We start from the raw sequence: 18,406 nt of genomic DNA on the forward strand, positions 1-18,406 counted from the left end.
TGTTTCCAAAAACCCCGCCCGCAGGCATGTATATGGCCTGCTGGTGGGGTTTTTTTACACCTGTCGCTCCAATTTCCAGTCCAGCCTTGCGCTAGATCATGCGGATTAAAGGTGGAGTGTTTCAGTAATATTGCCGCAGCAGGCGGATGGGCGGTCTGGCCCGCATCACTGCTGCCCTTATCATCAAGGAGGAGCCTGCCGCATGAAACTGTCCCGCAAGATATCCCTGCTGTCTGCCGTGGCGTGCGGCATGATGGTGGCGCATGGCGCCCCCCATGCCCATGCCGCGCACGGTTCGACCGACCCGGCGGATGAAAAGGCGCGGCAGGTGCTCGCGCATATGAGCCTGGAAGACAAGATGTCCCTGCTGTTCAGCGTGGATGGCGGCGGGTTCAACGGCAGCGTTGCCCCGCCGGGTGGCCTTGGTTCGGCGGCTTACCTGCGTGCGCCTGCCGGGTCAGGCCTGCCTGACCTGCAGATTTCGGATGCGGGGCTTGGCGTGCGTAACCCGGCCCATATCCGTAAGGACGGTGCGGCGGTTTCCCTGCCATCGGGTCTGTCCACCGCCAGTTCGTGGGACATGGACATGGCGCGTCAGGCAGGCGCCATGATTGGTCGTGAAGCATGGCAGCAGGGTTTTAACGTCCTGCTGGGTGGTGGGGCCGACCTGACCCGTGACCCGCGTGGTGGCCGCAATTTCGAATATGCGGGCGAGGATCCGCTGCAGACCGGTCGCATGGTTGGCAGCACCATTGCCGGTGTGCAGTCACAGCATGTGATTTCCACCCTAAAGCATTACGCGATGAATGATCTTGAGACATCGCGCATGACCATGAGCGCCGATATCGACCCTGTCGCCATGCGCGAAAGCGACCTGCTGGGGTTCGAGATCGCGATCGAAACGGGACATCCCGGTTCCGTCATGTGTGCCTATAACCGCGTCAATGACCTGTATGCGTGCGAAAGCCCGTACCTGCTGACAAAGACGCTGAAGCAGGACTGGCATTATCCCGGTTTTGTCATGTCCGACTGGGGGGCGACCCATTCCTCCGCCCGTGCGGCGCTGGCTGGCCTTGATCAGGAATCCGCGGGTGACCATGCTGATGCACGGCCCTATTTCCGCACGCTGCTGGCAGCTGATGTGAAGGCCGGTCGCGTGCCGCAGTCGCGTATTGACGACATGGCGCAGCGTATCGTCCGCTCCCTGTTCGCGCAGGGGCTGGTTGACCATCCGCCCGTGCGCGCCCCGCTGGATGTCGTGACCGATACCCTTGTCGCCCAGCGTGATGAGGAGGAGGGGGCGGTCCTGCTGCGTAACGAGGGCAATATCCTGCCGCTGGCCCCCACCGCGCGCATTGCGGTCATTGGCGGCCATGCGGATGTGGGCGTGATTTCGGGCGGTGGGTCCAGCCAGGTCGATCCCATCGGGGGCGAGGTGGTCAAGGGACCGGGCAAGAAGGACTGGCCGGGCGATCCGGTCTACTTCCCGTCTTCCCCGCTCAAGGCCATGCGGGCCGAAGCACCGGCCGCCCATATCACCTATGATCCGGGCACGAATATCGCCGCTGCCGTCCGTGCCGCCCGCGCGGCCGATGTCGCCGTCGTGTATGCAACACAGTTTACCTTTGAGGGGATGGATGCGCCGAACATGCACCTTGACGGCAATGCCGATGCGCTGATCGCTGCCGTCGCCGCCGCCAATCCGCGCACCGTCGTGGTCATGGAAACCGGCGATCCGGTGCTGATGCCGTGGAACGGCAGTGTTGCGGGCGTGCTGGAGGCATGGTTCCCCGGTTCCGGCGGCGGGACCGCCATCGCCCGGCTGCTGTTTGGCAAGGTCGCACCCTCGGGCCATCTGACCATGACCTTCCCGCAGGCTGAATCCCAACTGGCCCATCCCGATATCGCGGGTGTGAACGCCAATAACGTGTTCGAGATGCAGTTCCACACCGATCAGGAGCTGGTTTACGACGAAGGCAGCGATGTCGGTTACCGCTGGTTCGACCGCAATCACCTCAAGCCGCTCTACCCGTTCGGCTATGGCCTGACCTACACCACTTTCGCAACCGACGGGCTGGTGGCGGGGTATCACCACAAGCAACTGACGGTGACGTTCAACGTGCGTAATACCGGCACGCGTCCGGGCGTGGATGTGCCGCAGGTTTATGTCGGGCTGCCCGATGGTGGCGCGCGCAGGCTGGCGGGCTGGCAGCGCGTCAAGCTGGCGCCGGGTGAAAGCCGTCAGGTTTCGGTGCAGGTTGATCCGCGCCTGCTGGCCCATTTTGATGGCAAGCATGACCGCTGGGACATTCCCTCGGGCCGGTTCCGGGTCTGGCTGGGTCATTCGGCCATGGATGACAGCCAGCAGGTGAGCGTGCATCTGTCTGGCCGCACGCTGGCACCCTGAGTTACCCGGTGAAGGATATCGTGCGGGCCATGGGCGTGCTGGGGGCGGTCGTGCTGCCTGCTTCCGGTTCCTGTCTGGCGGCCGGCCTGCCCGATACCCCGCTTGATCGCGCCCGTGTGCTGCTGGCGGTCCAGCAACTGGAAATCACGCTGCTGACCCATCCCAGCGCGACGCTGGCGCTGGAATACTGGTGCGCCACCCATCACATGGCCGACAGGCCGGTAGTGGTTGCGCGCAAGATGACACTGGCGGCCCCGGATCCCGTGCCCGAACGTGTGCGGGCCGACCTTGGGGCCAGCACCACGCAGCCCATCCGGCACCGGCAGGTGCAGCTTGTCTGCGGGACGCATGTGCTGTCGGTTGCCGACAACTGGTATGTGCCCGACCGGCTGACAGCAGATATGAATACAGCACTGGATGGGACCGATGCCGCATTCGGGCATGTGGTCGCACCCCTGCATTTTTCCCGCGACCGGCTGGAATTTACCCGGTTGTGGTCCCCATGGCCGGGTGGCCCGCAGGGCGCAGGGGGCGTGATTACGCCGCCAGCCGCAATCGTGCGCCAGCGCGCGGTGCTGCGCGATACGCATGGCCAGCCTTTTAGCGAGGTGGTGGAGACCTATACCGACCAGACCCTCGCTTTCATGCCGATGGCGGATGCGGATTACGCGCACTAGCCTTGCATTGCGGCCTGGGGGAAGGGACGCTACTGCGGTGCATGGCCACATGACCGGAGCAAGAGAAAATCATCATGATCGACCTGCGTGATCCCAGCACGCCCGCACGGAACGTGCGGCAGGTGCTTGGCCTGCGACCCCACCCCGAAGGTGGCAGCTACCGCGAGATCTGGCGCGACACCCCCGCTGATGGTCCGCGTGGCGCGGTCTCGACCATACAGTTCCTGCTGGCTGAAGGGGAGCGTTCGCACTGGCACCGGGTCGATGCAGCAGAAATCTGGTGCTGGCAGGGTGGCAGCCCGCTGATGCTGGAGATCGCCCACCATGCAGGCGGCCCGGTTGAACGCGTGACCATTGGACCGCTGCCGGAGCAGGGACAGGTGACGCAGGCTGTTGTGCCGGCAGGCGCATGGCAGGCGGCATTCCCGCTGGGGGCATGGAGCCTGATGGGCTGTCAGGTCGCACCGGCCTTCGTTTTCAGTCATTTCGAGATGGCCCCGCCGGGCTGGTCGCCAGAAGGAGAGGCATCATGACGTTCCCCAGATGGCTGACCTGGGCGCGCGACCTGCAGGCATTGGCCCAGAGTGGCCTGACCTATGCCGAAAGTCCGTTCGACCGTGAACGTTATGAAAGCATAAGGCAGATCGCGGCTGACATGATGGCCGCAGGCAGCAGCGTCGACATGGAACGCGTGCTGGGCCTGTTCAGCCAGCAGGACGGCTACGCCACGCCAAAAATCGTGGTGCGGGCTGCCGTGTTTGACGACCGTCAGCGGATTCTGCTGGTGCGCGAAGTGCTGGACCATGATCGGTGGACCCTGCCCGGTGGCTGGGCGGACGTGAATCTCAGCCCGGTGGAAAACGTGGTCAAGGAAGTGCGTGAGGAAAGTGGGTATGATGTCCGCGTGACCCGGCTTGCCGCTGTATGGGACCGGGACCGGCAGGGCCATCCACCCGCGCCGTTTTCCTGTTACACGCTTTATTTCATATGTGAACTGACCGGCGGGCAGGCACAAACCAGTGTCGAGACATCCGAAATCGGCTGGTTCGGCCCTGATGAAATCCCTGCGGACCTGTCCATGGGCCGCGTCCTGCCCCACCAGATCGCGCGCATGTTCGACCATGTCCATGATCCGGCCCTGCCAACGGATTTTGATTGAAAGCGTGTTTCCAGACAACGGATTGATAGGGAATGAGAAAGTTTTGAGCTGCGCCTTTTTCCTGCAAGACGGCGTTCCCTGAAGCTTTCCGGGAAAAGCGTTATCAGAAACTTCCTTTGATTGCCTGATGTTTCCACGGCTGACTTTTCAGACAGCCTTTTCGGGGCGGAATTCTGAAATGGTCCTGGAGCACCTCTGCCCGCAGGCCATTGAAAACGCCACGAAGATTTCCATATCCATTACAAATTGAAACCAGACGGCATTTTCACGAACGAAGGACCGGCAATGACAGAAAACACAACGACAACTTCACCCGAAGCCACGGGCGAACAGCATGAATTCAGCGCCGAGGTCGGCCGCCTGCTCGACCTTGTGGTGCATGCGCTTTATTCCGAACGCGAGATCTTCCTGCGCGAACTTGTCGCCAACGCGGCAGACGCGACTGACAAGCGGCGTTTCGAGGCCCTGACCGATGGTGCCCGTGCGCTGCCCGATGATGCCAAGATCCGCATCAATCCCGACAAGGACGCCCGCCTGCTGACCATAAGCGATGATGGCGCGGGCATGAGCAAGGAAGAACTGGCCCGCAATCTTGGCACCATCGCGCGTTCAGGCACCCGTGCCTTTGGCGAGGAACTGGCCAATGCCAGGCCTGAGGACAAGCCCAGCCTGATCGGGCAGTTCGGCGTGGGCTTCTATGCCGCCTTCATGGTGGCGGACCGGGTGGACGTGATCTCGCGCCGCGCGGGCAGCGACGAAGCGTGGTGCTGGTCTTCCACTGGCAAGGGCAACTATACGATCAGCCCGGCCACCCGTGACAGGCCGGGTACCGACATCATCATGCATATCAAGGAAGATGCGAACGACTTTCTTGATTCATGGCAGCTTGAGAACATCGTGCGCAAATGGGCGGATCACATCTCGTGGCCCATCACCATTGTCAAGGATGATGGCGAGGAAACATCCGCCAACAAGGGCACGGCGCTGTGGCGCAAGCCGCGTGGCGAGATTGATGAAGAACAGCTGAACGAATTCTATCGCCACGTCAGCCACAACTTCGACACGCCATGGGCAACGCTGCACTGGCATGCCGAAGGAATGCTGGAATTCTCTGCCCTGCTGTTCATCCCCGGCAGCAAGCCGTTTGAATTCGCCGAACCGGTGCGTGAAAGCCAGATCCGCCTGCATGTCCGCCGCATGTTCATTACCGATGATGCCGGGCTGCTGCCGCCATGGCTGCGCTTTGTCACCGGCGTGGTGGATACCGAAGACCTGCCGCTGAACGTATCGCGTGAAATGCTGCAGGCGACGCCGGTGCTGGCGCGCATCCGCAAGGCCGTGACCAACCGCGTGATCTCCGAACTCAGGACCCGCAGCAAGGACGAGGCGGATTTCGAGAAGTTCTGGGACAATTTCGGCCCGACCTTCAAGGAAGGCATATGGGACGATGCCGAACACCGCACGGAACTGGCCGCCATCGCGCGTTTCCGTTCCAGCACGCAGGACGGCTGGACCACGCTGGACGCCTACCTTGAGCGCAAGAAGCCCGAGCAGGAAGCCATCTACTACCTGACCGGCGACCGCACGGAAATGCTGCCGTCCTCGCCGCAGCTTGAAGGTTTCCGCGCCCGTGGCATCGAGGTGCTGCTGCTGTCCGATCCAGTGGATTCCTTCTGGCCCGAACGTCTGGGTGTGTACAAGGACACGCCCCTGCGTAATATCAGCCAGTTCCACACTGATCTGGAAAAGTTCGGTGCGCCGGAGGAAACGCAGGCTGAAAAGGATGCGCTGGATGTCGTCATCCCAGCGCTGAAGGAAGCCCTGGGTGACGCGGTATCGGATGTGAAGGGCACCAACCGTCTGGTCAACAGCGCCGTGGTGCTGGCGGCTCCCGAGTCCGGTCCGGATCTGCAGATGCTTCGCCTGATGAAGCGCAGCGGCCAGCAGGTGCCTGACACAGCACCCGTGCTGCAGGTCAATCCCGGCCATCCGCTGATAGCGGATCTTGCAACCCGGGTGAAGAATGGCGACCCGGTGCAGGACATTGCCCTGACGCTTATGGATATGGCCCGTATCCAGGACGGCGAAAGTCCGAAGGACCCGACTGGCTTTGCCCAGCGCCTGACTATGATCCTGACCCGCCTGCCGCTGTCGGACGGGCCGCAGGGCTGAGTATTCCGGTCCCGTCAGCCTGACTGGTAAAAAATCCCGCCATGCATCGCGCATGGCGGGATTTTTTTTGGTTTTGAAGACTGTTTGAAAGCAACGTATTGATAAATAAAAATAAAATTTTCAGGTGTCCTCTTTATTCACAAAAAGGCGGCGTTCTTTGACGCTTGTTTGGGAAAAGCTTCACCAGAATTTCTTTACGATTTGCACGATTTCGCCTGTCTGCCCGGCATGAAATGGCTGTGTTTCTTCTAAGCGTTACTGTGCGGGCGTTATTTCTGTCCCCTTTCCGGTGCATGGGACCGGGTCTGCATACATGGTCTGGCATATGGTTCCGGTGTGGAATACTGTGCGGACTGCCTGTATGATGGTGTCATGCAGGGACGGGGCCATGCTGCCACGGTGGTACGAAAGGCCCATATTACCGGTTCATGAAGTATTCGGGTCCAGGGGGGCTTGAATGCCTGTCGGCCGGATGCTTCCCTACGCGCCCTTTTGTGTGTTCTGGTTTTTCGATGGCGGCAAGTATTATATGAAAATTGATAACGTCTCTTATCGCAGCGTATGGGTGGACACGGATGATGGCTGGTCGGTCCGTATCTTTGACCAGACTCGCCTGCCATGGTCGCTTGATATCCTGCGCCTGACCGAACGCGATCAGGTGGCGCATGCCATCCGCACCATGCAGGTGCGCGGCGCGCCGCTGATTGGTGCTGTCGCGGCTTATGGGCTGGCGCTGGCCCTGCGTCAGGACAGCAGCGATGCAGCCATGGAACGTGACGCGGCGTTGCTTGCGGCCACACGGCCCACGGCGGTCAACCTTGGCTGGGCGATCCGGCGTATGCTGACCCGCCTGCGCACCACCGCGCCTGCGGACCGCGTGGCGGCGGCGTATGACGAAGCCGGGCGTATCTGTGATGAAGACGTGATCCAGAATGAAGCCATTGGCCGGCAGGGCCTTGAGCTGATCGAAGAAATCGCTGCCCGTCGCCCCGGTCCGGTCAACATCATGACCCACTGCAACGCGGGCTGGATCGCGACAGTGGACTGGGGCACCGCACTTGCGCCGATCTATATGGCGCATGACCGGGGCATTGACGTGCATGTGTGGGTGGATGAAACCCGCCCGCGCAACCAGGGTGCGTCGCTGACCGCATGGGAACTGGGCCGCCACGGTGTCAGGCACACCGTCATTGCCGATAATGCAGGCGGGCACCTGATGCAGCATGGTCAGGTGGATATGGTGATCGTGGGGACCGACCGCGTGACCCGCACGGGTGATGTGGCCAACAAGATCGGCACGTACCTCAAGGCGCTGGCGGCTCATGACAATGGCGTGCCCTTCTGGGTGGCGCTGCCGTCCACCACCATCGATTGGACCATCAACGATGGCGTGAAGGAAATCCCCATCGAGGAACGCAGCGGGCGTGAAGTCACCCATATCCAGGGGCGCGACGAAGCAGGCAGCGTGACCAGCGTGCAGCTTGTGCCCGATGGCAGTGCGGCCGCCAACCCGGCGTTTGACGTGACCCCGGCACGTCTTGTGACCGGACTGATTACCGAACGTGGGCGTTGCCCCGCCACGGCGGACGGGCTGTGCGACCTGTTCCCCGAATACGTGTAAGGTACGGCCCCGCAGGCCGGGGCTGCCACCTATAACCTTGACAGGCGTGGGCGGGATTGGCTTTGTCGCGCCTGCAACCGGGTGTGGCCCCATGGGGCGCATCCCCCCAAATCTGGTAGAATCAGGACAAGATCATGCATCCCTATCGTACCCATAGCTGTGCGGCCCTGCGGGCTGCGGACGCCGGGCAGACGGCCCGCCTTTCCGGATGGGTACATTCCAAGCGCGATCATGGCGGCCTGCTGTTCATTGACCTGCGCGACCATTTCGGCATGACGCAGATCGTGATTCCCGCAGGCTCCCCCGTGCTGGAAACGGCGGAACGCGTGCGCGTGGAAAGCGTGCTGACGGTCACGGGCGAAGTCGTGCTGCGTGATGGCGCGACCAAGAACCCGAACCTGCCCACGGGTGAGATCGAATTGCGCGCGCGAGAGATCGAGGTCCAGTCCTGCGCCGACGTGCTGCCACTGCAGGTGGCGGGCAACGAGCACTACCCCGAGGACCTGCGCCTGACCTACCGCTATATCGACCTGCGTCGTGAGAAGGTGCATCGCAACATCATGCTGCGCGCGCAGGTAATCGCCAGCCTGCGCAAGCGGATGACGGATCTGGGCTTTGTGGAATTCCAGACCCCGATCCTGACCGCATCCTCGCCCGAAGGGGCGCGTGACTTCCTCGTGCCCGCACGTATGCATCCGGGCAGGTTCTACGCCCTGCCGCAGGCCCCGCAGCAGTTCAAGCAGCTTGCGATGGTGGCGGGCTTCGACCGCTATTTCCAGATCGCACCGTGCTTCCGTGACGAAGCCGCCCGGGCGGACCGCTCACCGGGTGAGTTCTATCAGCTTGATTTCGAAATGGCGTTCGCGACACAGGAAGACGTGTTCGCGACCCTTGAGCCGGTGATGGAAGGCGTGTTCCGCGAATTCGGCGGTGGCCGCATTGTCAGCGAAGGGCCGTTCGAGCGCATTCCCTACGCCACGGCCATGGAAGTCTATGGCAGTGACAAACCCGACCTGCGCAACCCGCTCAGGCTGTCGGACGTGACCGAAGCCTTCGCCGGTTCCGGCTTTGGCCTGTTTGCGCGCATCGCAGCCGATGGTGGCCAGATCCGTGCCATTCCGGCCCCCGGTGCGGGCGACCGCCCGCGTGCATTCTTTGACAAGCTGAACAACTGGGCGCGCGAATCCGGCGCCGGTGGCCTTGGCTACATCATCTTCGCCGAAGAGGGCGGCAAGGGCCCGATCGCCAAGAACCTTGAAGCCGAGCGCATTGAGGCCATCCGTGCCAGGACCGGCCTGAAGGCCGGGGATGCCGTGTTCTTCGTGGCGGGCAAGGGTGATGAGATGGTCAAGTTCTCCGGTGCGGTGCGCACGCGCGTTGCGACTGAACTGGACCTGATCGAACAGAACGCCTTCCGCTTCTGCTGGATCACGGATTTCCCGATGTACGAGCGCAACGAGGAAACGGGCGAGATCGATTTCTCCCACAACCCGTTCTCCATGCCGCAGGGTGGTATGGACGCGCTGCAGAATCAGGACCCGCTGACCATCAAGGCCTACCAGTACGATATCGTGTGTAACGGCATCGAACTGTCCTCGGGCGCGATCCGTAACCACCAGCCCGACGTGATGATCCGTGCGTTCGAAATCGCGGGCTACCCGGCCAGCGAGGTCGAGGCCCGTTTTGGTGGCATGCTCAATGCCTTCCGCTATGGCGCGCCGCCGCATGGTGGTTCGGCGCCGGGTGTGGATCGTATCGTGATGCTGCTGGCTGATGAGCCGAACATCCGTGAGGTGATCCTGTTCCCGCTCAACCAGCAGGGCGAGGACCTGATGATGGGGGCACCCGCCCCGGTCGAGCTGCAGCGGCTGAAGGAACTGTCCCTTGCCCTCGACCTGCCACGCCCCAAGCCCGGTCAGACCAAGAACTGAGTGGCGTGATGCCAGCCGATGCACTTGCCTGCCTGATACCCCGTGCCGTGCAGTACGGGGTACCGGTGGGACGGTGTTGCATGATGGTGGGCATGACGCTGGCGTGCCTGTGGCGCACCACACCCGTACAGGCAGCACCCGTCATGGCCGCCCACCGCGCGGTCTATGACCTGACGCTGGTGGCGGTCAACGGTGGCGATGTCGTCACGGCGGAGGGAAAGCTGACCTTCGTCCTGTCCGATATGTGTTCGGCATGGTCCACGCAGCAGCAGCTCCGTCTTCGCACCGTGGGCCGTGACGGGGCGGAATCAGTCAGTGATTCGGATTACGCCGTGCTGGAGGAAAAGGACGGCTCGTCCCTGGTCTTTCGCGCCGACCAGACGGAAAACGGCCATCCCGCCCCCCGTATCGCGGGGGAGGCGCATATGCGTCCTACCGGGGGACAGGCACATTACACCAACCCCGCAGTACATGACGTGACGCTGCCTGCGGGCACGCTGTTTCCCGTGGCCCATACGGCGGCGGTCATTCAGGCGGGGCAGGACGGGCAGGGGCCGATTGCCCCTTATCTGTTCGATGGTACGGTGGATACGGGGGCGCTTGGTACATACGTGCTGTTTCTGGGGCATGATGCGCCTCCGGTCGTGACCACGTTTCCTGCCCTTGTTCCGCTTGCGGCACAGCGGGTGCATATCGCCTATTACAATACCACTACCCGCGATATGACCCCCGTGTTTGAAACGGGGATGCGCTATTTCAGCAATGGCGTGGCCGACCGGGTGGATATGAATTTCGGGCAGTTCCGGATGTCGGGCACGTTACGCGAATTCCGGCTGCTGCCAGCGCCCGACCATTGCCCGGTACCCGGTGGGGTACGCGGGCATGGGGGTGTCAGTCCGTCGCATCCGCCAGCGTAACCGCCAGCGGCACATGGTCGGATGGCTGCGGCCTGCCCCGCTCATCACGTGCGGGCAGGGTGGTCAGTAACCGTTCGGCCACGCGGGGGGAGAGCAGGGCATGGTCAATGCGCAGCCCGCTGTCACGTTGCCACGCGGCTGCCTGATAATCCCAGAATGTATAGAACCGGCCCACCGGGTGCAGCGCACGCAGCGCATCGGTCAGGCCAAGCCATAACAGGCGGCGGAAGGCGGCGCGGCTTTGCGGGCGGACCAGCGCGTCATCGGGGGACAGTGCGCCGGGGGCGCAGTCTTCATCAGTGGGGCAGACGTTGTAATCACCCAGCAGGACGAAATCCTGCCCCGCCTGCAGCATGCCACGTGCATGCAGCACCAGTGCCTCCATGAATGCCAGCTTGGAGTCGTAGCCAGCAGAACCGCCGGAATTGCCGTTGGGCAGATACAGGTTGCCAAATACCAGCCCGCAACTGCGGATCTCGACATAGCGTGCCTGTGCCGGATCGGTTTCCCAGCCGGGCAGGGCGGTGTGCGTGACCTCATGCGGGTGGCGGGTCAGGATGGCGACGCCGTTATAGCTTTTCTGCCCGACCACGACGCTGTCATAGCCCGCAGCCCTGAACACATCGACGGGAAAGACCTCGGTCTGGCACTTGATTTCCTGCAGCGCCAGCACATCGGGCTGTTCGCGGGCCAGATAGTCCAGCACATGGTCCTGACGCTGGCGGATGGAATTGACGTTCCAGGTAGCGAATTTCATCATTCGACCGAAAAGCTCGTGCCACATCCGCATGATGACGCGGCATTGGGATTGCGCACGGTAAAGTGCGCGCCCATCAGGCTGTCATCAAAATGCAGTTCGGCCCCCGACAGCAGGTCCATGCTGGCCGGATCGACCACGACACGGACCGTTCCCGCTGGGATGACGATATCATCGGGCCGGCTTTCACCATCCAGCGCGAATTTGTACTGGAAGCCGTTGCACCCCCCGGCCTCGACCGATACCCGCAGCGCGGGTTCGCCCCCAGGGCTTGCTGGCTGTTCATCCAGTATTTCACGCAGGCGGCAGGCGGCCGCGTCCGATACGCGGAAGCTTTCGGTGGCGGGGGCAGGGGGCATGGACATCGGGTTTCACCATGATCAATGGCGCGCAGGGTCATGGGATCATGTTGGCCACGGGCTGCGCGCGGGTTATGGATGGGCGGCGGTATCATCATGTGCCGTTCCATCCATGGCTGGATCCTGATCTTATATGAGTACTGCACCCTATGCTGTCCAGACCGCCACGGCCCGTGGCAGGCTCTATCCCGAAGCCGAGGCCCCGACCCGCAGCCCATGGCAGCGTGACCGTGACCGGGTGCTGCATTCGGCGGGGTTTCGCACGCTGCAGTACAAGACGCAGGTTTTTCTCAACCACGAAGGCGATTTTTTCCGCACCCGCCTGACCCATTCGCTGGAAGTGGCCCAGATCGCCCGGTCCATCGCGCGCCGGCTGGGGCTGGAGGAAGACCTGACCGAAGGTCTCGCCTTGGCCCACGACTTGGGCCATACCCCCTTTGGCCATGCAGGGGAGGAAGCGCTGTCGGCGGCCATGAAGCCGTGGGGTGGTTTCGACCACAATACGCAGTCCCTGCGGCTGGTGACGCTGCTGGAACGCCGGTATTTCGCCTTTGACGGCCTGAACCTGACATGGGAAATGCTCGAAGGGCTGACCAAGCATAACGGGCCGGTGGATCATCCCACGCCCTATGTCGCCGATTATGCGGCCAGGCATGGCCTGGAACTGGGCAGCTATGCCGCAGCAGAGGCACAGGTCGCGGCCCTGTCGGATGATATCGCCTACCATGCCCATGATCTTGATGATGGCCTGCGCGCGGGCCTGCTGCATATCGAGGAACTGGAAAGCCTGCCCGTCGTGCGTGAAGCGCTGGCCGATGCCCGTAATGCCCAGCGCCTCAGTGGTTGTCATGCCAGCAATAACGATCCCCGCCTGCGGCATGAAACCATCCGCCGGGTCATCAACACGCTGGCCATGGACCTGATCGGGCAGACCCAGCGCAACCTTGAACGCCTTGCCCCGAAATGTTCCGATGATATCCGCCACGCGGCCCGTCCCGTGGTGGCGTACAGCCCGGATATTGCTGCAGCCAACCTGGAAATCCGCAAATTCCTGTATGCGCGGCTGTACCGTCACTGGCGCGTCAACCGCATGACACGCAAGGCGCGGCTGACGGTCGAATCGATTTTCACCATCCTGTCGGAAAACCTGACACTGCTGCCTGATGGCACGCGTGAGCCTGCCCTTGCGGCGCAGGATGGGGGCGACAGGGCGGGTGCATGCCGCGTGGTGGCGGATTATATCGCCGGTATGACCGATCGTTGCGCGATGGAAGAATATCGACGGTTGACGGACCTGTCCTCGCCGGGGTGAAACACGCCCATTGCATTTATCCGATTGCCTGCCGTTCTGGTATCACGGCAGGCCCTTTCTGCCGGGCCTGATGGCCCATTTACCGTTTTTGTTGGGAAACCGTGCCGCATGTCAGACAGTCTGTTCGTCCGTTACCTTACGCATGTGCGCGCAGCACTGGGCCGGATCGTCCCCGACCTGCCGACTGCGCTGCTGGACCGGGTGGAGGTCACGCCCACCCGCGATCCGGCCCATGGCGACCTTGCGACCAATGCGGCGCTGGTCGTCTCCAGGGGCGCGCGCCGCCGCCCGGCTGAAATTGCGGGCGAACTGGTAACGGCGCTGGCGGATGTACCCGGTATCGCGCATGCGGAAGTGGCCGGCCCCGGTTTCGTCAACATGCGCCTGGTCCCCGCCGTGTGGCAGGATGTCGCGCACAGTGTGCTTGCGACGGGGGAGGATTATGGCACCAGCACCGCGGGTAACGGGGTAAAGGTGAATGTGGAATACGTGTCCGCCAACCCCACCGGCCCGATGCATGTCGGTCATTGCCGTGGGGCCGTGGTGGGCGACGTGCTGGCCAACCTGCTGATAAAGGCGGGTTACGAGGTCACGAAGGAATATTACATCAACGACGCCGGTGCGCAGGTTATCGCGCTGGCATGGGCGACCTACTGGCGCTATCTGCAGGCGCTGGGCACCACCATGACCGAGGAGGAATTCGCCTCTGTCGTGCCCGGTGGCGTGATCCAGTACGGTGGTGACTATCTGGTGCCGGTCGGTGAGGCGCTGGCCCGCAAATTTACCGATAAACTCGCTGCCCCCGGCCTGAAACCCGCCGATCCCGCCGTGTGGCTGGATATTGTGAAGCGGGAGGCGGTCGATACCATGATGGCCATGATCCGTGAGGATCTGGCAGCTTTAGGCGTGCATCATGATGTCTTTACCAGCGAGGCGAAGATCCTGGCTGATGGTGAAACCGATCACGCCATCGCACAGCTGGAAAAGAAGGGCCTGATTTACGAAGGCGTGCTGGAGCCGCCCAAGGGCAAGCTGCCTGATGACTGGGAAGCCCGGCCGCAGACGCTGTTCCGATCCAGCGAATTCGGGGATGACGTGGACCGTCCGCTGCGCAAGTCCGACGGGTCGAACACCTATTTCGCCAACGACATCGGCTACCATGCCGACAAGATCCGCCGGGGCGCGGATGTGCTGGTGGATGTATGGGGGGCCGACCACGGCGGTTATGTTACGCGCATGAAGGCGGCGGTCGCGGCACTGGCGACAGACGGGCGGCCGGTTCTGGACGTGCTTTTGTGCCAGATCGTGCGTATCGTGCGTGATGGGCAGCCGGTGCGCATGTCCAAGCGTGCGGGGACGTTCGTGACCCTGCGCGACCTGATTGATGAGGTCGGGCGTGACGCCGTGCGCTTTACCATGCTGACCCGCAAGGCCGACGCGCAGATGGAATTCGATCTGGATCAGGTCGTGGCGCAGAGCCGGGACAATCCCGTCTTCTATGTGCAGTACGCCCATGCGCGCTGCTGTTCGGTCCTGCGTTCGGCGGCGGAGATGGTCAATGATGGCAAAATACCGGGTGGCATCACGCCTGCGGAACTGGCGGGCGTGGACCTGTCGGGCCTGACGGCGGATGCGGAACTGGCGCTGCTGCAGCGTATGGCGCAGTGGCCCCGCATGGTCGAATCGGCGGCGGCGGCGCATGAACCGCACCGTATCGCCTTCTATCTCAATGAACTTGCGTCGGATTTCCATGCGCTGTGGAACCGGGGACGTGATGATGCGACCCTGCGTTTCCTGCAGGAAGATGATATTGCCGCAACCCGCATGAAGCTTGCCCTTGTCGAGGCTACGGCAACCGTGCTGCGATCGGGGATGAAAGTGCTCGGCGTACAGCCGGTCGAGGAGATGCGATGAGCCCTGACAACACGTCCCCCCCCAATGTCCCCCCTGATAACAGGGGCGACAACCCGCCCGCGCCCGATCCCTATTCCGCGCCCTCCGGCCCGGGGCGGGAACGCATGGGGGCCGATTCCAATCCCGATCTGGGCGCCCGCAAACCCATGGAACCGGCAGATGACATCGGTGCGGGTGCCCGGCGTGGCCGCCGTGGTGGTTTTGATATCAAGGCCCTGATGGCGCGCGTGGCAGGCAGCAATCTGCTTGGTGATGATCCGCTTACGCGCAGACTGGTCTATGGCGCGGCGGGTCTTGGCGGCGTGCTGGTGGTGGCGATTGGCGGATGGTCGCTGTTCGGTCACCATCAGGGCGGCATTCCCGTTCTGGGGCCGCCCCCCGGCCCGGTGCGCGTCAAGCCCGCAGATCCGGGCGGGATGCAGATACTGGGCGCGGGCGACGGCATGCCCGCCGATGGGGGCGTGATGCGCCTGTCCCCGCCGCCCGAACAGCCGCAGCCTGACGCCATGGCCCGCCAGTACGGACAGGTGGCGGGTGACGGGGAACCGCCATCTGCCCCGGCACAGGCGTCACCGGCTACTGCCCCCGCCACGCCACCGGCGGCGGATGCAGTTGCCAGCACGCCCGCATCCCAGCCTGCCGCTCCGGCACGGGCGGAGGCACCGGAACAGCCTGCAGCCCCTGCCGCCCTGCCACCACCCGTGCCACGTGCGCTCAGCACCGGGACAGGGGCGTATGGCGTGCAGCTTGCCGCGCTTGATACGCAGGAAGCGGCACTGAAAAGCTGGACCCGCCTCAGTGCGCGTTATCCCGACGTGTTCGGGCCGTACCAGCCTACCGTGGTGAAGGCGGAGCGCGGCGGCAAGACCTTCTACCGCCTGCGCGTCAAGGGACTGGCGAAGGCACAGGCGGTCAGCCTGTGTGAAAAGGCCAAGGCGAAAAGCCTGGCGTGCGAGCTGGTCCATTCCTGATTCAGCCATGGCCTGCGATTCCGTGCTGCGGAGGGGACGGTGAGCGGGGCTGACATCCCGCCCGTTCCCTCCGCGTCCACCAACGCCCCGATCGTGCATCTGGACGGGTTTGACGGGCCGATGGACCTGCTGCTGGAACTGGCGCGGGCGCAGAAGGTGGATCTGTGGCGCATTTCCATCCTGCAACTGGTGGATCAGTACCTGGCCGTGGTGCGTGCGGCACATGACGTGCGGCTGGAACAGGCTGCAGACTGGCTGGTCATGGCGGCATGGCTGGCGTGGCTCAAGTCCCGTCTGCTGCTGCCCGAGGATGATGAGCAGGCCACCGATGCGGAGGAGGCGGCCAGCCTCCTGCACGAACGCCTGCTGGAGCTGGAGCGGATGGTCCAGCTTGGCCGCTGGCTGGCCGCGCGTCCGCAGCTGGGGCTGGAGGTGTTCGAACGCGGACAGGCGGAAAACCTTGTGGAAATCGATCGTTCGGGCCTTGCGGTCGATGTGCCACAGCTTATGCGTGGGTACATGGCGGCCATGCGCAGGCGGGCGCGCAAATCCATCTACCAGCCGCGCGTGCTGCGGTTCTGGACGGTGCAGGACGCGCTGGCGCGGCTGCGGCGCATGCTGGGCACGCATGACCTGAAGGCGGACTGGTGCGGGCTGGACGGGTTCGTGCCCGACCTGCCGCCACAGGCTGACATGACGGAAACAATGGTGCAGACCGGCCGCCGCGCCGCCGTTGCGGGAACGTTGCTGGCCAGCCTTGAAATGGCGCGCAGCGGGATGATCGAACTCCAGCAGGCGGAACAGTTTGGCCGTATATGGCTGCGTGAACGCACGGGACAGCCAGACGATGCTGGGACAGAACCGGAAGGGGACATGGCCTGATGAATGAGACGCAGCAGCCCGGACTGCTACCCGAAGATGACGCGGACGTCGCAATGATCGAAGTGCGTGATTTTTCGCTCCGTCTGGTGGAGGCCCTGATTTTTGCCCGCGCCGATCCGCTCAGTACGCGCGCCATTGGCGAAGTGCTGGCCGGGCAGGGTGGCATACCGCATGATACCGCCGATCGGGATGCTTATGTCGCAGCCACCCTGGCCGCACTGGCGGCGCAGTATGCGGGGCGCGGTGTCGTGCTGGTGGAAGTGGCGGGGGGCTGGCAGTTCCGGACCGCGCCCGACCTGGCCCCGCGGCTGACCCGTGTCATGCCGCGCCCACGCAGGCTGGCGCGTTCGACCATGGAAACGCTGGCCATTATTGCCTATCACCAGCCCTGCACCCGTGCCGAGATCGAGGAGATCCGTGGCGTCAGCCTGAGCCAGCAGGTGCTGGATACCCTGCTGGAGGCGGAACTGATCATGCCGTTGGGCCGTAAGGAAGTACCGGGACGGCCCATCCTGTGGGGAACGTCATCGGGTTTCCTGAGGCATTTCGGGCTGAAGGATCTGGGCGACCTGCCCCGGCGGGAAGAACTGCTGGTGGATGTGCCAGATACCGGCATGCTGCCCGATGCTCCGGACGAGGTTCCTGACCCGCCCGCGTCGTGATAGGTGTGCAGGGCGTGCACGGACGAAATGTGATGCCGCGCGGCTGCGTGCGGGTGTGCCGCGCGTGCGTGGTGGTGGAGGAAAGTGGTCATGTTCGATTTTGCGTGGTCTGAATTTGCCCTGATCGGGGTGGTGGGCCTGCTGCTGATCGGGCCAAAGGACATGCCCATTGCCATCCGGACGGTGACCGGTCTGATCAAGAAGGCGCGCGGTCTTGCCACCGAATTCCAGTCCCATGTGGACGAAATGGTGCGGGAAGCGGATCTGACCGAAGCCCGTGACCAGCTTGGCCAGCTCAAGCGGCTGAACGTGCGCGACAAGCTGATGAAGGCGATTGACGGGGATGGCACGCTGCGCCGCTCGCTTGATCCCGCCACGCTGACGGGGGATCTTCCCGCCACACGCCCGGCAACGCCCGTTGCGGGTGACGCCCTGCCTGAACAGCAGGTGCCATCGCGCCATTACATTCCCCCCCTGTCCAGCACGGCCCCGAAAGAGGCGGACGAGGCGGTACTGGCCAGTGCGCCCGACTTCCTGCCGCCGCGTATCGCACGCCGCATCGCGGCGGAACTGCCAAATCTTACGCCCCCGGCCTTCCTGCCGCCGGTCAGGGTCATTCACCGGGGGCAGCGTGTCTCCGTTACAGCCGATGGGCAGGAATAAGA

The 18,406-nt window shown here is 63.3% G+C and carries 16 protein-coding genes; 14 read left to right on the forward strand and 2 right to left on the reverse strand.

Features of this window, described 5'->3' with window-relative positions; translation table 11 throughout:
* The first annotated feature begins 202 nt into the window (after nucleotides 1–202).
* The 8 genes from MSKU9_RS14620 (at nucleotide 203) to MSKU9_RS14655 (ending at nucleotide 10,884) form a co-directional block, all read left to right on the forward strand.
* The gene (locus tag MSKU9_RS14620) at nucleotides 203–2,407 is read left to right on the forward strand and encodes a beta-glucosidase (protein WP_141262112.1); all 2,205 of its coding nucleotides are present in this window, start codon (nucleotides 203–205) and stop codon (nucleotides 2,405–2,407) included.
* An 8-nt stretch (nucleotides 2,408–2,415) separates the two neighbouring features.
* Entirely contained in the window at nucleotides 2,416–3,084 is a 669-nt protein-coding gene (locus tag MSKU9_RS14625) for a hypothetical protein (RefSeq protein WP_227002508.1), read from the forward strand.
* A gap of 74 nt (nucleotides 3,085–3,158) precedes the next feature.
* A complete protein-coding gene (locus MSKU9_RS14630) occupies nucleotides 3,159–3,617 on the forward strand; it encodes a cupin domain-containing protein (protein WP_141262113.1) in 459 nt (152 codons plus the stop codon).
* Nucleotides 3,614–4,243, forward strand: a complete 630-nt coding sequence (locus MSKU9_RS14635) for an NUDIX hydrolase (RefSeq protein WP_141262114.1) — start codon at nucleotides 3,614–3,616, stop codon at nucleotides 4,241–4,243. The genes MSKU9_RS14630 and MSKU9_RS14635 overlap by 4 nt, the downstream gene beginning before the upstream one ends.
* A gap of 285 nt (nucleotides 4,244–4,528) precedes the next feature.
* Nucleotides 4,529–6,415, forward strand: coding sequence for a molecular chaperone HtpG (gene htpG / locus MSKU9_RS14640; RefSeq protein ID WP_141262115.1), 1,887 nt, complete (start codon nucleotides 4,529–4,531; stop codon nucleotides 6,413–6,415).
* Nucleotides 6,416–6,944: 529 nt separating this feature from the next.
* On the forward strand, nucleotides 6,945–8,036 hold the full coding sequence (gene mtnA, locus MSKU9_RS14645) for an S-methyl-5-thioribose-1-phosphate isomerase (RefSeq protein WP_162851965.1): 1,092 nt from the start codon (nucleotides 6,945–6,947) through the stop codon (nucleotides 8,034–8,036).
* Between the two features lie 134 nt (nucleotides 8,037–8,170).
* Nucleotides 8,171–9,967, forward strand: coding sequence for an aspartate--tRNA ligase (gene aspS / locus MSKU9_RS14650; RefSeq protein ID WP_141262117.1), 1,797 nt, complete (start codon nucleotides 8,171–8,173; stop codon nucleotides 9,965–9,967).
* An 8-nt stretch (nucleotides 9,968–9,975) separates the two neighbouring features.
* The gene (locus MSKU9_RS14655) at nucleotides 9,976–10,884 is read left to right on the forward strand and encodes an EipB family protein (RefSeq protein ID WP_141262217.1); all 909 of its coding nucleotides are present in this window, start codon (nucleotides 9,976–9,978) and stop codon (nucleotides 10,882–10,884) included.
* Here the strand turns inward: MSKU9_RS14655 and MSKU9_RS14660 are convergent.
* Both MSKU9_RS14660 and MSKU9_RS14665 read right to left on the reverse strand, forming a co-directional pair.
* Complete coding sequence (locus MSKU9_RS14660; protein WP_141262118.1) at nucleotides 10,859–11,644, reverse strand: exodeoxyribonuclease III; 786 nt, start codon at nucleotides 11,642–11,644, stop codon at nucleotides 10,859–10,861. The genes MSKU9_RS14655 and MSKU9_RS14660 overlap by 26 nt on opposite strands.
* Nucleotides 11,641–12,006 carry a HesB/IscA family protein gene (locus MSKU9_RS14665; RefSeq protein ID WP_141262119.1) on the reverse strand — a complete coding sequence of 122 codons (366 nt, stop codon included), beginning with the start codon at nucleotides 12,004–12,006 and terminating at the stop codon, nucleotides 11,641–11,643. Before MSKU9_RS14665 ends, MSKU9_RS14660 begins: the two co-directional genes overlap by 4 nt.
* A 127-nt stretch (nucleotides 12,007–12,133) precedes the next feature.
* Here MSKU9_RS14665 and MSKU9_RS14670 point away from each other — a divergent pair, with 127 nt between their 5' ends.
* The 6 genes from MSKU9_RS14670 (at nucleotide 12,134) to tatB (ending at nucleotide 18,404) form a co-directional block, all read left to right on the forward strand.
* Nucleotides 12,134–13,312 (forward strand): deoxyguanosinetriphosphate triphosphohydrolase, encoded by a 1,179-nt coding sequence (locus MSKU9_RS14670; protein ID WP_141262120.1) that lies wholly within the window; start codon nucleotides 12,134–12,136, stop codon nucleotides 13,310–13,312.
* A 108-nt stretch (nucleotides 13,313–13,420) separates the two neighbouring features.
* Nucleotides 13,421–15,226 carry an arginine--tRNA ligase gene (argS, locus tag MSKU9_RS14675; RefSeq protein WP_141262121.1) on the forward strand — a complete coding sequence of 602 codons (1,806 nt, stop codon included), beginning with the start codon at nucleotides 13,421–13,423 and terminating at the stop codon, nucleotides 15,224–15,226.
* The gene (locus MSKU9_RS14680) at nucleotides 15,223–16,197 is read left to right on the forward strand and encodes an SPOR domain-containing protein (protein ID WP_141262122.1); all 975 of its coding nucleotides are present in this window, start codon (nucleotides 15,223–15,225) and stop codon (nucleotides 16,195–16,197) included. Before argS ends, MSKU9_RS14680 begins: the two co-directional genes overlap by 4 nt.
* Nucleotides 16,198–16,236: 39 nt before the next feature.
* Nucleotides 16,237–17,079: a segregation and condensation protein A gene (locus MSKU9_RS14685; RefSeq protein ID WP_141262123.1), complete on the forward strand. Its 843-nt coding sequence runs from the start codon at nucleotides 16,237–16,239 to the stop codon at nucleotides 17,077–17,079.
* Nucleotides 17,079–17,741, forward strand: coding sequence for an SMC-Scp complex subunit ScpB (gene scpB, locus MSKU9_RS14690; RefSeq protein WP_141262124.1), 663 nt, complete (start codon nucleotides 17,079–17,081; stop codon nucleotides 17,739–17,741). Before MSKU9_RS14685 ends, scpB begins: the two co-directional genes overlap by 1 nt.
* A gap of 90 nt (nucleotides 17,742–17,831) precedes the next feature.
* Nucleotides 17,832–18,404 (forward strand): Sec-independent protein translocase protein TatB, encoded by a 573-nt coding sequence (tatB, locus tag MSKU9_RS14695; protein ID WP_141262125.1) that lies wholly within the window; start codon nucleotides 17,832–17,834, stop codon nucleotides 18,402–18,404.
* Nucleotides 18,405–18,406: the final 2 nt, after the last annotated feature.

The organism is Komagataeibacter diospyri, from assembly GCF_006538165.1.
GTDB classification, from domain to species: Bacteria; Pseudomonadota; Alphaproteobacteria; order Acetobacterales; family Acetobacteraceae; genus Komagataeibacter; species Komagataeibacter diospyri.

Bases quoted from the DNA above. Each gene is read 5' to 3' on its own strand.
- MSKU9_RS14620 (WP_141262112.1), top strand. From the start codon at position 203: ATGAAACTGTCCCGCAAGATATCCCTGCTGTCTGCCGTGGCGTGCGGC.
- MSKU9_RS14630 (WP_141262113.1), top strand. From the start codon at position 3,159: ATGATCGACCTGCGTGATCCCAGCACGCCCGCACGGAACGTGCGGCAG.
- MSKU9_RS14635 (WP_141262114.1), top strand. From the start codon at position 3,614: ATGACGTTCCCCAGATGGCTGACCTGGGCGCGCGACCTGCAGGCATTG.
- htpG (WP_141262115.1), top strand. From the start codon at position 4,529: ATGACAGAAAACACAACGACAACTTCACCCGAAGCCACGGGCGAACAG.
- mtnA (WP_162851965.1), top strand. From the start codon at position 6,945: ATGAAAATTGATAACGTCTCTTATCGCAGCGTATGGGTGGACACGGAT.
- aspS (WP_141262117.1), top strand. From the start codon at position 8,171: ATGCATCCCTATCGTACCCATAGCTGTGCGGCCCTGCGGGCTGCGGAC.
- MSKU9_RS14655 (WP_141262217.1), top strand. From the start codon at position 9,976: ATGCCAGCCGATGCACTTGCCTGCCTGATACCCCGTGCCGTGCAGTAC.
- MSKU9_RS14660 (WP_141262118.1), bottom strand. From the start codon at position 11,644: ATGATGAAATTCGCTACCTGGAACGTCAATTCCATCCGCCAGCGTCAG.
- MSKU9_RS14665 (WP_141262119.1), bottom strand. From the start codon at position 12,006: ATGTCCATGCCCCCTGCCCCCGCCACCGAAAGCTTCCGCGTATCGGAC.
- MSKU9_RS14670 (WP_141262120.1), top strand. From the start codon at position 12,134: ATGAGTACTGCACCCTATGCTGTCCAGACCGCCACGGCCCGTGGCAGG.
- argS (WP_141262121.1), top strand. From the start codon at position 13,421: ATGTCAGACAGTCTGTTCGTCCGTTACCTTACGCATGTGCGCGCAGCA.
- MSKU9_RS14680 (WP_141262122.1), top strand. From the start codon at position 15,223: ATGAGCCCTGACAACACGTCCCCCCCCAATGTCCCCCCTGATAACAGG.
- scpB (WP_141262124.1), top strand. From the start codon at position 17,079: ATGAATGAGACGCAGCAGCCCGGACTGCTACCCGAAGATGACGCGGAC.
- tatB (WP_141262125.1), top strand. From the start codon at position 17,832: ATGTTCGATTTTGCGTGGTCTGAATTTGCCCTGATCGGGGTGGTGGGC.